Genomic DNA, 12731 nt, shown 5'->3' on the forward strand with positions numbered 1-12731 from the left:
TTCAGTACGTTCGGAGGAGGTCGGCGAGAACTCGTCGACCGAACTCGAGCGCGTCGACGGGGACGCGCTCATCAACACCGTGGAACATCCCGGTGAAGTCGAGGTCGGCGGGGAGTCGCAGTGGCGCGAATCCGTAGCCGGCGATGCCGAGGGCCGACAGTGCCTTGTTGTCGGTGCCGCCGCCCATCAGGTACGGCAGCACGGGCACGCCGGGGTCGTGGCGGCCGAGCTGGGCGACCATGGCGTCGACGAGGTCGCCCGAGAAGGGCACCTCGAGCCCGATGTCCTGGTGCACGATCTCGATGTCGACGTCGGGTCCGACGATGCGGCGGATGTCGGCGAGGGCGGCCTCTTCGGTCCCCGGCAGCACGCGCACGTCGATCAGCGCCTCGGCGCGGTCGGGGATGACGTTGTGCTTGTAACCGGCGGTGAGCCCGGTGGGGTTGGTGGTGGTCCGCAGCGTGGAGCGGATGAACGCGGATGCCGCGCCCGTGCGCAACGCGAGGGCGTCGGGGTCGCCCGCGTCGTCGCCGGTGATGTCGGCGAGGCCCGCCAGCAGCTGGGAGGTCGTGTCGGTGAGGCGGACCGGCCACTCGGTGCGGCCGAGGGCGGCGACGGCCTCGGCGAGCTTCGTCACGGCGTTGTCGGGGTGCAGGCCGCTGCCGTGGCCGGCGCGACCGCGGGCGACGAGCTTGAGCCACACGAGGGCCTTCTCCCCGACCTGCAGCAGGTAGGCACGGCGACCGCCGACGGCGATCGAGTAGCCGCCGACCTCGCTGATGGCCTCGGTCGCTCCCGCGAACCACTCGGGGCGGTCGCGGATGACCAGGGCCGAACCTTCGACCCCGCCGTTCTCCTCGTCGGCGAAGAAGGTCACGATGATGTCGCGCTCGGGCTGCTCCCCCGCGCGCACGAGGTCGGCCACCGCGGTGAGGATCATGGCGTCCATGTCCTTCATGTCGACCGCGCCGCGGCCCCACAGCACGCCGTCGCGGATCTCTCCCGCGAACGGGTCGACGCTCCAGTCCTCGGCGACGGCGGGCACGACGTCGAGGTGCCCGTGCAGCACGAGGGCCGGCTTGTCGCGGTTGCGCCCCGGGATGCGCGCGCACACGTTGGTGCGGCGCTCGATCGGCTCGTAGTACTCGGTCTTGAGGCCGAGGTTCTCGAGGTAGGCCCCGACGTACTCGGCGGCTTCGCGTTCGCCGTTCGCCCGCCCCCCGCCGTAGTTGGAGGTGTCGAACCGGATGAGGTCGGATGCGACGTGCGCGACCTCGGGCAGGTAGGGGACGACCGTGGGCATGGCCACTACGGTACCTGCGGCGGGGCCGCTCCCCCGACGAGTGACGCTCCGCGACGCGCTCCGTCGGTGCGCGGGACGCGCCCGGGCTGCTCCACCGGTTCGAGGCGCGGCTCCGCGCGTGGTAATGTCGTTCCTCGTTGCGAAAGCGACAAATCACCCAGATGCGCGGGTGGCGGAATAGGTAGACGCGCTAGCTTGAGGTGCTAGTGCCCTTTAACGGGCGTGGGGGTTCAAGTCCCCCCTCGCGCACACATGAGAAAGACCCCCGGGTTCATCCCGGGGGTCTTTCTCATTTCTGCGCGAGGGGAGGGCTCGGACCCATGCGGGGTTGGGCCCCTGGCGCCCGAGAGGCTCCGCTCGGCTCAGGCCATGCGCCCGAAGGTCGCGTCGATGTCGGCCATCTCCATCGCGGCGGTGGCCTCGATCAGCTCACGCAGGTCGGCGTCGGCTCCGGGAGAGAACTCCTCGAGGCGTTCGGGCGAGATCGTCATCGGCGCTCCCGCGGGAGCCTGCTCGCTGGCGTCCAGCTGCGTCCCGTCGTTCGAGGGCGAAGCGCCCTGGAAGATCCTGCCGGCTTCGGACTGGTTGCCGAGGTCGAACGAGTACTGCTTGCTCTGGAGTCCCAGATCAACCAGCCGCTTGACCTCCGGGAATCGCTCGGCGTTGGTCTTCGGGATCGGCAGCGAGGTGCGCCAATTGACCCCGAGTGTCTCGAGCGCCTTGGCGTAGGCGTTCTCGTGAGCCTGATCGCGGACGATGAGGTACGAGATCGTGCTGCGCGCCATCTTGTTGTCGGTCATCTCGTAGAGGCGGCACTTCTGCAGACGGCCGGTCGATTCGAGCATCAGGTTGTACAGCAGGTCGAGGACGAGATTGCCCGAGTTGTACACGTAGCTCCCCGACCAGGGGTTGCCGACGGAGTCGACCGGAAGCGCGCCCTGCGCCCCGACCAGGTAGTGGTGGATGTTGCCGTGGTCCACGGCGATGCTCAGCGGGGTGGCTCCGCCCGCCCCGGGCTGGTCGACGGGGTCGGCGGGCGTGCCGTGGTAGCCGGGCGAACCGTCGAGAAGGCGCGAGATCGTGGTGCCGATCAACTCGACGTGGCTGATCTCCTCCGTGCCGATCCCCTGGATGAGGTCCTTGTAGGCCTTTCCCGACGGACCGCGGAAGTTCATGCTCTGGAAGAGGTACTGCATCATGGTGCGCATCTCGCCGAACTGTCCGCCGAGCCCTTCCTGAAGCGCGTTCGCGGCGGCCGGGTCCGGCTCGTCCTGAGCGATGTCGTTGATGAATTCCTGCAGGTGAAAGTACATGTTTCCTCCAAGGGGGTGGGTGGCCGACAGTGCGCCCGAAACGCTCCGTCGCCGAGCCCGTAGCCATGGCGGGCGTCGGCGACTACCCTGCCCGGTGGCCAGCGGCGCCATCCGCTCCCCCACCCCCGCGGCATCCGGAACCCCCGCCCCCGATCCCGTGACGCTGCGGAAACACCGATGTGACATCACGCACTTAGCGTCGAGCCATGGCTTCTTTCCACGTGCCCACGATCGACATCTCGGCGTGGGTGGGTCCCGGTCCTGACCATGCCCGCGCGGCGGTGGTCGCGGCGGTCGACCACGCGTGCCGCACCGTGGGATTCATGCAGATCGTGGGGCACGGGGTTCCGGATGCCGTGATGCACGACCTCGAGGAGGCACTGGATGAGTTCTTCGGCCTCCCGCTCGAGGCGAAGAAGGCGTACGTGCGGCCGGCGGGCGAGAACCGCGGGTACAGCCCGCCCAAGAGCGAGTCACTGAGCTACAGCCTCGGGGTGGATCCGGTGACGCGGATGAACGACTTCTTCGAGGCGTTCAACGTCGGCACGTCGTGGCAGGAGTATCCGGCGGCGTCGGTCTCGCCCGACGATTACGCGATGAATACCTGGCCGATCGAGACGGCGCTGTTCGAGCCGGCCGTGCGCACGTACTACGACGAGGCGCGACGGGTCGCCCACACGCTCACCCGCATCTTCGCGGCGGCGTTGCGCGTGCGCGACGACTTCTTCGACGGGCTCACCGACCACTCCATCGACGTGCTGCGGATGAACAACTACGCCCTGCCGCCGGGGTCGATCGAGCTCGGCGCCGAATTGACGGGCATGGGCGAGCACACCGACTTCGGACTGGTCACGGTGCTGTGGGCCGATCAGGTCGCAGGCCTTCAGGTGCTCGGGCTCGACGGCTCGTGGAACGACGTCGCGCCCGCCGACGGCGCGCTGCTGGTCAATCTCGGCGACGTCGCCGCGCGACTCACCAACGACAAGTGGCTCTCGACCCTGCACCGCGTGAAGCCGCCGGTGATCGACGGCACGATCGAGCGGCGGCGCTCGGCGGCGTTCTTCCACGACGGCAACGCGGATGCCGTGGTGGGACCCCTGCCGCACTTCGTCACCGCCGAGGCTCCCGCGCTGTATGAGCCGGTCACGGTGAGCGAGCACATCGCCGCGAAGTTGGCGGGCTCGCGCGCGGGACGCAAGAACGTCTCGGCCGTGCGCGAGGCCGCGAGAGTGGCCGCGGCGAGCCGGGCCTGAGCGCGGGAGCCGTGCCGGGCGGCGTCTCAGCAAATCGCCGCAGCGCGGGGGCTCCTCACGCATAAACGCTTTTCACGCGCAGAAACGCGATCTGCTCGCGTTCATGCGCGCAGATGGCGTTTATGCGTGAGTCAGCCCGGCCGGACCGGCACGAGCGCTACCCGAGGGCAGCGCTTCTCCCCCCGCGTCAGGCCGACACGCCGAACAGCAGACCGAGCACGTAGGTGACGGCGGCGGCGCCGAAGCCGATCGCGAGCTGGCGCAGACCCCGCTTCAGCGGCGAGGCACCCGAGAGCAGGCCGACCATGGCGCCGGTGCCGAGCAGCGCGATGCCGACGAGCCCCAGCGCGAGGGCGACGGCCGGGAAGCCGGCCATGCCGAAGATCCACGGCAGCACCGGGATGATCGCGCCCGACGCGAAGAACAGGAAGCTCGACAGGGCCGCTCCCCAGGCGCTGCCGACCACGTCGTGCGAGTTCTCGCCCGGGGCGGCGGCGACCGGCGCCGAGCCCGCCTGCGCGGCCGTGACGACCTCGCGGGCCTTGTCGAACGCGGCATCCGGATCCATTCCGCGCGTGCGGTAGACCAGGGCGAGCTCGTTGGCGTCGAGGTCGAGGTGCGGCAGGGCCGAGTCGGCGAAGTCGCTCTCTTCGGTGGCCTCGAGCAGTTCGCGCTGCGAACGCACCGAGACGAACTCCCCCGCGCCCATCGACAGGGCGCCGGCGAGCAGGCCGGCGATCCCGCTGAAGAGCACGAAGCTCGGCGCGACGCCGGTCGCCCCGACCCCCATCACGAGGGCGAGGTTCGAAACGAGTCCGTCGTTGGCGCCGAACACGGCGGCGCGGAAGGTTCCCGACAGTCGGCGGCGGCCGCGCGCGGCGAGTCCGCGGACGACCTCGTGGTGCACGCGCTCGTCGGCGGCCATCGCGGCCGTGGCGTAGGGCTCGTCGGCGTAGGGCGAGCGCGCTTCGGCGTTCTGCGCGAGGGCGAGCACGAAGATCGAGCCGAAACGGCGGGCCATCCAGGAGAGCAGGCGTGTTCCGATGCCGGGCGACGGCAGGCGCTTCGGCGTCTCGCCGAGGAGGTCGATCCAGTGCTGCTCGTGCCGGCCTTCGGCTTCGGCGAGTTCGAGCAGGATGTCGCGCTCCTCGCCGGTGCGGCGCGACGCGAGCTCGCGGTACACGCGCGCTTCGGCGCGTTCGTCGACGAGATAGCGCGCCCAGCGGCGACGATCGCGGGCGGTGGGTGTGGCGAGGTTCGTCACGAGGCTCCTTCAGGTCGTCCCCCACCGTAATGAGGGCGATCCGGGCCTCCGGGCGCGTCGGTCGATACTGACAGCATTTCGGCTCCCCGAAGCCCGGAAAGACGCGGATGCCGAGGGCCCGATGCCAGCATTTCGGGGTCGCGAAACCCGGGGTCGCGAGCGGGAGGCAGACCGCCCCGACGAGACCCGCAACCCGCCAGGATCAGGAGTGCACGCGCCGGCGCAGCACGTCGATGCGCGCCTGCAGCTGCGCGACGGTGGCGTGCGAGACGGCGGGGCCCCCGCAGATGCGGCGGAGCTCGGCGTGCACGAGGCCGTGCGGCTCGCCGGTCTGGCGGGCGTAGAGCCCGACCATGGTGTTCAGCAGCTGACGCTGCTCCTTGAGCGTGCGGTGGAGAGGGGCCGGGAGCCCGCCCTCATCGACCGAGGCCGGTTCGACGCCGCTCTCCTTCTCGGTCGCCTCGCGGGTCGAGCGGTGGCGCGACTGCCGCGTCGCGCGCGACATGAGCACCTCGTGCACCTGCTCGGGTTCGAGAAGGCCCGGGATGCCGAGGAACTCCTCCTCCTCGATGGTTCCCGGAACGGCGAGCTGGCCGAACTCCTGCCCGTCGAACAGCACACGGTCGAAGTGCGCGAGCGAGCCGAGCGCCTGGTACTCGAACTCCTGCTCGAGCGCGTCGGAGGCTTTGTCCTCGCGCTCGGCAGCGTCCATCATGTCTTCTTCGGCGTTCCACTGGTCTTCCGCGTCGCTGTCGCGGTCGAGGGCGTGGTCGCGCTGCGCCTCCATCTCGCCGGCGAGGGCGAGCAGCTGCGGCACGTTCGGCAGGAAGACGCTCGCGGTCTCACCGCGACGACGCGCGCGCACGAAACGGCCGATCGCCTGGGCGAAGAACAGCGGGGTCGAGGCGCTCGTGGCGTACACGCCGACGGCGAGGCGCGGCACGTCGACGCCCTCCGACACCATGCGCACGGCGACCATCCAACGGGTCGTCCCCTTCGAGAACGTCTCGATGCGTCCCGAGGCCTCCGCCTCGTCGGAGAGCACGACGGTGACCTTCTCGCCGCTGATGTCCTCGAGGATGGCGGCGTAGGCGCGCGCGGCGGTCTGATCGGTCGCGATGACCAGGCCACCGGCATCCGGAACCGTCTCGCGCACCTCGGTGAGACGGCGATCGGCGGAACGGAGCACCGCGGGGATCCAGTCGCCGTTGGGGTCGAGCGCGGTGCGCCACGCCTGCGAGGTGATGTCCTTGGTGTTGTCCTGCCCGAGCTGAGCCTCCATCTCCTCGCCCGCCTTGGTGCGCCAGCGCATCTGACCGGCGTAGACGAGGAAGAAGACGGGGCGCACGACGCCGTCGTCGAGGGCGCGGCGGTAGCCGTAGGCGTAGTCGGTGCGCGAGAGGCGGATGCCCTTCGAGTTCGGGTGGTACTCCACGAACGGGATGGGCGCGGTGTCGCTGCGGAACGGGGTACCCGACAGCAGCAGGCGGCGCGTCGCGCGGTTGTACGCCTCGCGGAGGGCGTCTCCCCAGCTGAGGGCGTCACCGCCGTGGTGCACCTCGTCGAGGATCACGAGGGTCCGGGCATCCATCGTCAGGCGCTGGTGCACCTCGGCCTTCACCGCGACCTGCGCGTAGGTCACCGCGACGCCGTGGTACTGCCGCGAGGGCGTGGCGTGCCGGTTGGAGAAGAAGGGATCGAGACGGATGCCGACGCGCGCGGCCGCCTCCGCCCACTGGGTCTTCAAGTGCTCGGTGGGAGCGACGACGACGATGCGTTCGATCACGCGACGACGCATGAGCTCGGAGGCGAGGCGGAGGGCGAATGTCGTCTTGCCTGCGCCGGGGGTGGCCGCCGCCAGGAAGTCGCGCGGACCCTTGCCGACGCCGTCGGGCCCGTCGGAGCCGAAGTACTGATCCAGCGCTTCGGCCTGCCATGCGCGCAGGCGCTGGGCGGTTCCCCACGGGGCGCGCTGCGGGAACGACGGCGACAGATGCTCGGCGGCGAACGAACCGAAGTGCGGCTCGGTGCCGTCGAGCGATCCGTCGATCTGCGGGTCGGCGATCGCCCCGGGCGCCGGTTCGTCGGCGACGGGCGCGGTGGCGTGCGCCGGGTCGACGGGGGCGTCGGGGGCGGATGCCGGGGACGCGGCATCCGGATTCGTTCGGGGAGCCGCGGGGGCGGCGGGGGCGGGGGTCGCGAGAGGGCCGGGGCTGGCGACCGGGCCGGGACTCGCGACCGGGCCGGGACTCGCGACCGGGCCGGGACTCGCGACCGGGCCGCGGCTCGCGACCGGGCTGGGACTCGCGACCTGCCCGGGACTCGCAACCTGCCCGGGACTTGCGATCGGGCCGGGACTTGCGATCGGGCCGGGAGAGGCGATGCGGGGAGTCGCCGTTTCGGCGGCGGGGCTCGTGTGCGGGAGGGCCGAGGTGCGGGCTTCTTCTTCCAGCATCGAACCTCCATCCTTCGCGAGCGCGAACATCCACGATAGGCGACGACGGAGCCCGCCACGCCCGGGCCGTGGACGGATACATCACGCCACCGGCCATAAACGCGATCCGCGATCGGAAACGCGAGCAGCACGCGTTTCTGCGAGCAGATCGCGTTTATACCCGACGACCGGCGGCGGATGCCGCGGCCTCCGACTCCGCCTCGCTCGCAGTGTCGGAGGCCGGGGGTACCGTGGAAGACGGAGGTTTCGATGACACTCGATCCGCACTCGCCCCGCACCTCGCCCACGCCCGACAACCCCGGCCCCCACCCGTGGCGCCGCTTCGTCGCCCTAGGCGACTCGTTCACTGAGGGCATCGGCGATCCGCTGCCCGACGGCGGCCATCGCGGGTGGGCCGATCGCGTCGCCGAGGTGCTCGGTGCGCAGGTCGACGACTTCGCCTACGCCAACCTCGCCGTGCGCGGAAAGCTCATCGCGCAGATCGTGGCCGACCAGATCGAGCCCGCGCTCGCGCTCAAGCCCGACCTGATCACCATCTCGGCGGGCGGAAACGACGTCATCCGGCCCGGCAGCGACCCCGACGCGGTGTCGCGGCAGTTCGAAGACGCCATCGCGCGCCTCAGCACCAGCGGGGCGACCGTCGTCGTGTTCACCGCGATCGACACGGAGTTCACGCCGGTGTTCCGCGGCATCCGGGGCAAGGTCGCGATCTACAACGAGAACATCCGCTCGATCGCCGACCGTTACGACTGCGTCGTCGCCGATCAGTGGGGCCTGAAAGAGGTGCAGGACATGCGCTTCTTCGACGACGACCGCCTGCACTACAACTCCCTCGGTCACCACGAGGTCGCCCGCATGGTGTTGCGGGCGCTCAACGTGCCGAACGACCTCGAGCCGATGAAGGCCGAGACCATGGCCATCACCACCTGGCGCGCCGCTCGCGAGAAAGACTTCGTGTGGGCGCGCGAGTACCTCGTTCCGTGGGTGCTGCGGCGCCTGCGTCACCAGTCGTCGGGCGATCACATCCAGGCCAAGCGACCCGAGCCGCTCCCGATGGTGACGCTCGCCCCGGGTCCGGATGCCGCGGGCTCCCGCGAGACGCAGGTCTGACGCCCGTGCGCGCCCTTCCCGACGAGGTTGCCGCTCTGCTGCGAGCGGCTGACGCCGACACCCTGCTGCCCGACGCCGACGCGCTCGCCGAGGCTCTCGCCGACGCCGGCTGGGCTCCCGAGGTCGAGAGCGGTCGCTTCAGCGCCGACGGATGGGACGTCGTGTCGTCGGCCTGGCCGCCGAACCTGTCGGTGTTCCGCGACGGCGACCTGCTCGACGTGCGTCGAGACGCGCTCGCGATCGCCGCGGCATTGAACGCCGAGCCGCAGCGGTGGGCCTTCGAGACCGAGGGACCCGACTGGTCGGGCTTCACCGCCGACGACGCGCGGTGGGACGACGAGCAGATCGACTGGCTTCTCTGGCACGGGCAGGGCGTCGTCGTCGAGCTGTTCACCGCGCCCGCGGTTCCGGGTGAGGTGCCCGCACACCTGCACCTCGCGATCGAGCGTGCCGACTCCCCGCCCGAGGGGCTGCCGCGAGACGATGCGCGCGACCTCCGCGTGGCATCCGAGGGGAGCATCGTCGAACGGTGGTTCCTCGTGGGTGAAAGCGACCTGCCCGACGAACTGCTTGCCACGCTCGAGGCCGACCCCGACCAGCGCGTCAGCGCCGCCGCCGCCTCGGAGCGTCGGATGCGCGAGGGCGGGTTCGACGACCCGACCGGCTGAGCCGGTACGCGGGTCTCCGACTCAGACCCGTCGCCCCCGCCCGAGCTCCCACAGTGCCACCGCGCTGGCCGCGGCGACGTTGAGCGAGTCCACTCCCCCGGCCATCGGGATCGTCACGACGGTGTCGGCCGCGGCGAGCGCGTGACGGCTGAGTCCATCGCCCTCGGATCCCATCAGCAGGGCGACGCGTTCGTGCCCGGCGGCCGAGAAGGTGTCGAGGGTGACGGCGTCGTCCGACAGGGCGAGGGCCGCGAGGTGGAATCCGGCGTCGTGCAGCAGGGGGGCGGCATCCGTCCATTCCGGAAGGCGCGTCCACGGCACCTGGAAGACGGTGCCCATGCTCACGCGGACGCTCCGCCGGTAGAGCGGATCGGCGCAGCGCGGCGTGACGAGCACCGCGTCGGCGCCGAGTGCGGCTGCGGAGCGGAACGCCGCGCCGATGTTGGTGTGGTCGACGATGTCTTCGAGCACGACGACGAGTCGCGCATCGCGCACGATGTCTTCGACGGATGCCAGGGCGGGGCGATGCATGGAGGCGAGGAGCCCGCGGTGCACGGTGTATCCGGTCACCTGCTCGGCGATCTCGGCCGCGACCACGTAGACCTCGGCGTCGTCGCCGACCAGGGCGAGGGCGTCGGCGAGGAACTTCTCCTGCACGAGCACCGATCGCGGGCGGTGCCCGGCACGCAGCGCGCGGTCGAGCACCTTGGCGGACTCGGCGATGTACAGCCCACCCGCGGGCTCGCTCACCCGGCGCAGCGAGACATCGGTGAGGTCGCGATAGTCGGCGAGGCGCGGGTCGTCGGCGGAGTCGAGCGGGATCACGGGCATCCCCCCATCCTCCCAGCACGCCCCGTCCGCGCGTTGAGCGTCCACAACACCCTGACGGATCCCGAGGACATCCGGGTGTCTTGGACACTCAACAGAGCCCGCACACCGCCCAGAACACTGAGCGTCCACAACACCCGAACCGATCCCGAAACCGGCCGGGGGTCATGGACACTCAGCACGGAAACCCCGCCCCGCGCGGACGACATCCTCACGCGACGTGCAGCGCGCGGCCTCCCGCGATCACCAGCGCGCGTTCGGGTTGACGCACGAGTGCGTCCATGGGGTTCTCGGCATCCACCAGCACGATGTCGGCGCGAGCGCCCTCGACGAGGTCGTGCACCTCGCGACCGACCGCCCACGCTCCCGCGCTCGTGGCCAGCTTCACCACGCGCAGCAGGTCGTCGTCGCGCACGAGTCCTCCGGCGCGGGCGTACTGCCAGGCGATGCCGAGCGTGTCTCCGGTGCCGTAGGGGCTCCACAGATCGCGGATGCCGTCGGTGCCGAGCCCCAGCGCGACTCCGGCCGCGTCGAGTTCGGCGAGGGGCAGCTGCACGTTCCGCAGCGGCGCGACGGTGGTCATGCTGACTCCCGCCTCACCCATCGCCGCGAGGAGGTCGCGGCGGCGGGCGGGCGCGAGGTCGGCGACGGCGAATCCGTGCGCGATGTTCACGCGTCCGCCGAGCCCGTGCCGCTGGGTGCGTTCGACGAGCAGCTCGATCTGGAACGCCCCGAGCTCGGCGGGGTCGTGGAGGTGGATGTCGATGCCGACGCCCGTGTCGGCGGCGAGCGCGACGAGGGCGTCGATCTGGCCCACGGGGTCGCGGTCGATCGTGGCGGGGTCGAGTCCGCCCACCCAGTTCACGCTGTCTCGCCCCGCGGCCTGGCGCAGCAGGTCGAGCACTCCCGGGCGGCGCAGGATCCCGTCTTGGGGGAACGCGACGATCTGCACGTCGAGTGCGCCCTCGTATCGCGCGGCCGCCTGCTCGACCGCCTCGATCCCGCGCAGGCCCACGCCGAGGTCGACGTCGACGTGCGAGCGGATCGCCGTGGTGCCGTGACGCACGAGTTCGCGCAGCACGACGGCCGAGCGCTCGATCGACGGGATGCCGAGGGCGTCGCGCTGAGCGCGCTCGTGGCGGATGCGTCCGTCGGTGCCGCCCTCTCCCCCGTACGACTGCCACGGCAGGCCCCACCACGACTTGTCGAGGTGCGCGTGCGCGTTCACGATGCCCGGGAGGGCGAGCAGCCCACGTCCGTCGAACTCGCGCACACCGATCGGATCGGTCGCCGCGGGCCGAATCGCGGTGATGCGACCGTCGACGATGTCGATGTCGACGGCATCCGCTCCCCACGGCCGTACGCGGCGGAGACAGGTGACGTCGAGCATGGCCGGAGGCGACAGGGGGGTCATGGCCCCAGTATCCGTGGGCGAGCGTGCGGCTCGGGGGTGCCGCGCTCGACGAGCGGTGATCCGGATGCCACGACCCCCGGGCACCCCGCTGACCCCTCGCCGCGCGAGCCGGGGTCGGCGGCCCGCCATAGACTCGATACGACGGAGGTGCGCATGACCGACACGGTGCAGGATGCCGAGTTCTCGGCATCCGTCGATCGTGCCGTCGAGGTTCTGGCCGGCCGCCGCGTGGCCGTGCTGACGGGCGCAGGGGTGTCGACCGATTCGGGGATCCCCGACTATCGCGGCAAGGGTGCCCCCACGCGCACCCCGATGACGGCGCAGCAGTTCCTCTCGAACGCCGACGCGCGTCGGCGGTACTGGGTGGGCAGCCACCTCGGCTGGAAGGTGTTCGCCGCCGCCGAGCCGAACGACGGCCACCGCGCGCTCGCCGCGCTCGAGACGGCCGGTGTCGCCAACGGCGTCATCACGCAGAACGTCGACGGACTCCACGTGCGCGCCGGCAGCGGACGCGTCGTCGAGCTGCACGGCACGATGCGCCGCGTCGGGTGCCTGCAGTGCGGGCAGGTGTTCGACCGCCGCGACCTGGCCGAGCGCGTCGAGGCCGACAACCCCTGGATCTCGCTCCCCGAGAACGTCGAGCTCGGCCCCGACGGCGATGTCACCCCGGCGAGCGCCGACGGGTTCGTCGTTCCCGTGTGCTCGGTGTGCGGGGGCACGCTCAAGCCCGACGTCGTGTTCTTCGGCGAGTACATCCCGGTCGAGAAGTTCCGCGAGGCCGAGCAGCTGGTGCACGCCAGTGATGCGCTCGTCGTGGCGGGGTCGTCGCTGGTGGTCAATTCCGGCATCCGGCTCGTCGAGCGGGCACGGCGCAAGCGTCTTCCGGTCGTGATCGTCAACCGCGGGGCCACGCGCGCCGATCAACGCGCGGCCGTGAAGATCGACGGCGGCACGAGCGACGTGCTGAAGGCCTTCGCCGAGCGGCTGCCCGGACTGCTCTGACGTCAACGATGCCTGCGGCGGCACGCGCGACGTGCTCCGCGCGTTCGCCGATCGGCTGCCCGGACTCCTCTGACGGCCCGATGCCTCTCGGCATCCGGTCATCCCGCGCCGGTTAGGCTCG

10 protein-coding genes and 1 tRNA gene are annotated in these 12731 nt (G+C 71.1%); 5 read left to right on the forward strand and 6 right to left on the reverse strand.

Annotated features, from left to right (window positions below; translation table 11 throughout):
* Window position 1: 1 nt before the first annotated feature.
* A complete protein-coding gene (locus ABXS86_RS03375; protein ID WP_353665617.1) occupies window positions 2-1303 on the reverse strand; it encodes a M20/M25/M40 family metallo-hydrolase in 1302 nt (433 codons plus the stop codon).
* Between the two features lie 163 nt (window positions 1304-1466).
* Here ABXS86_RS03375 and ABXS86_RS03380 point away from each other — a divergent pair.
* A tRNA-Leu gene (locus ABXS86_RS03380) sits at window positions 1467-1552 on the forward strand.
* A gap of 113 nt (window positions 1553-1665) precedes the next feature.
* Here ABXS86_RS03380 and ABXS86_RS03385 read toward each other — a convergent pair.
* A complete protein-coding gene (locus ABXS86_RS03385) occupies window positions 1666-2616 on the reverse strand; it encodes a manganese catalase family protein (RefSeq protein WP_353665618.1) in 951 nt (316 codons plus the stop codon).
* Between the two features lie 206 nt (window positions 2617-2822).
* Here ABXS86_RS03385 and ABXS86_RS03390 point away from each other — a divergent pair, with 206 nt between their 5' ends.
* Entirely contained in the window at window positions 2823-3869 is a 1047-nt protein-coding gene (locus ABXS86_RS03390) for an isopenicillin N synthase family dioxygenase (protein WP_353665619.1), read from the forward strand.
* 187 nt (window positions 3870-4056) lie between these two features.
* Here the strand turns inward: ABXS86_RS03390 and ABXS86_RS03395 are convergent, their stop codons facing one another.
* Both ABXS86_RS03395 and ABXS86_RS03400 read right to left on the reverse strand, forming a co-directional pair.
* Complete coding sequence (locus tag ABXS86_RS03395) at window positions 4057-5133, reverse strand: VIT1/CCC1 transporter family protein (RefSeq protein WP_307210882.1); 1077 nt, start codon at window positions 5131-5133, stop codon at window positions 4057-4059.
* A 202-nt stretch (window positions 5134-5335) separates the two neighbouring features.
* On the reverse strand, window positions 5336-7588 hold the full coding sequence (locus ABXS86_RS03400) for a DEAD/DEAH box helicase family protein (protein WP_409988236.1): 2253 nt from the start codon (window positions 7586-7588) through the stop codon (window positions 5336-5338).
* 249 nt (window positions 7589-7837) lie between these two features.
* On the opposite strand from ABXS86_RS03400, the gene ABXS86_RS03405 reads away from it, so the two are divergent.
* Together ABXS86_RS03405 and ABXS86_RS03410 are read left to right on the forward strand one after the other, a co-directional pair.
* Window positions 7838-8698 carry an SGNH/GDSL hydrolase family protein gene (locus ABXS86_RS03405; RefSeq protein ID WP_353665620.1) on the forward strand — a complete coding sequence of 287 codons (861 nt, stop codon included), beginning with the start codon at window positions 7838-7840 and terminating at the stop codon, window positions 8696-8698.
* A gap of 5 nt (window positions 8699-8703) precedes the next feature.
* Complete coding sequence (locus ABXS86_RS03410; RefSeq protein ID WP_353665621.1) at window positions 8704-9366, forward strand: hypothetical protein; 663 nt, start codon at window positions 8704-8706, stop codon at window positions 9364-9366.
* A gap of 21 nt (window positions 9367-9387) precedes the next feature.
* Here the strand turns inward: ABXS86_RS03410 and ABXS86_RS03415 are convergent, their stop codons facing one another.
* Together ABXS86_RS03415 and ABXS86_RS03420 are read right to left on the reverse strand one after the other, a co-directional pair.
* Window positions 9388-10197: a TrmH family RNA methyltransferase gene (locus tag ABXS86_RS03415; protein ID WP_353665622.1), complete on the reverse strand. Its 810-nt coding sequence runs from the start codon at window positions 10195-10197 to the stop codon at window positions 9388-9390.
* Between the two features lie 208 nt (window positions 10198-10405).
* Window positions 10406-11608: an amidohydrolase family protein gene (locus tag ABXS86_RS03420; protein WP_353665623.1), complete on the reverse strand. Its 1203-nt coding sequence runs from the start codon at window positions 11606-11608 to the stop codon at window positions 10406-10408.
* Between the two features lie 153 nt (window positions 11609-11761).
* Between ABXS86_RS03420 and ABXS86_RS03425 the strand changes: the two genes are divergently transcribed.
* On the forward strand, window positions 11762-12610 hold the full coding sequence (locus ABXS86_RS03425) for a Sir2 family NAD-dependent protein deacetylase (protein ID WP_144833300.1): 849 nt from the start codon (window positions 11762-11764) through the stop codon (window positions 12608-12610).
* The last annotated feature ends 121 nt before the right edge of the window (window positions 12611-12731 follow it).

The sequence above is a fragment of the Microbacterium sp. che218 genome, assembly GCF_040436305.1.
Taxonomy (GTDB): Bacteria; Actinomycetota; Actinomycetes; order Actinomycetales; family Microbacteriaceae; genus Microbacterium; species Microbacterium algihabitans.

What these genes read in the sequence shown, in the direction of transcription:
- ABXS86_RS03375 (WP_353665617.1), bottom strand. Translation starts at nt 1,303, where the DNA reads ATGCCCACGGTCGTCCCCTACCTGCCCGAGGTCGCGCACGTCGCATCC.
- ABXS86_RS03385 (WP_353665618.1), bottom strand. Translation starts at nt 2,616, where the DNA reads ATGTACTTTCACCTGCAGGAATTCATCAACGACATCGCTCAGGACGAG.
- ABXS86_RS03390 (WP_353665619.1), top strand. Translation starts at nt 2,823, where the DNA reads ATGGCTTCTTTCCACGTGCCCACGATCGACATCTCGGCGTGGGTGGGT.
- ABXS86_RS03400 (WP_409988236.1), bottom strand. Translation starts at nt 7,588, where the DNA reads ATGCTGGAAGAAGAAGCCCGCACCTCGGCCCTCCCGCACACGAGCCCC.
- ABXS86_RS03405 (WP_353665620.1), top strand. Translation starts at nt 7,838, where the DNA reads ATGACACTCGATCCGCACTCGCCCCGCACCTCGCCCACGCCCGACAAC.
- ABXS86_RS03415 (WP_353665622.1), bottom strand. Translation starts at nt 10,197, where the DNA reads ATGCCCGTGATCCCGCTCGACTCCGCCGACGACCCGCGCCTCGCCGAC.
- ABXS86_RS03420 (WP_353665623.1), bottom strand. Translation starts at nt 11,608, where the DNA reads ATGACCCCCCTGTCGCCTCCGGCCATGCTCGACGTCACCTGTCTCCGC.
- ABXS86_RS03425 (WP_144833300.1), top strand. Translation starts at nt 11,762, where the DNA reads ATGACCGACACGGTGCAGGATGCCGAGTTCTCGGCATCCGTCGATCGT.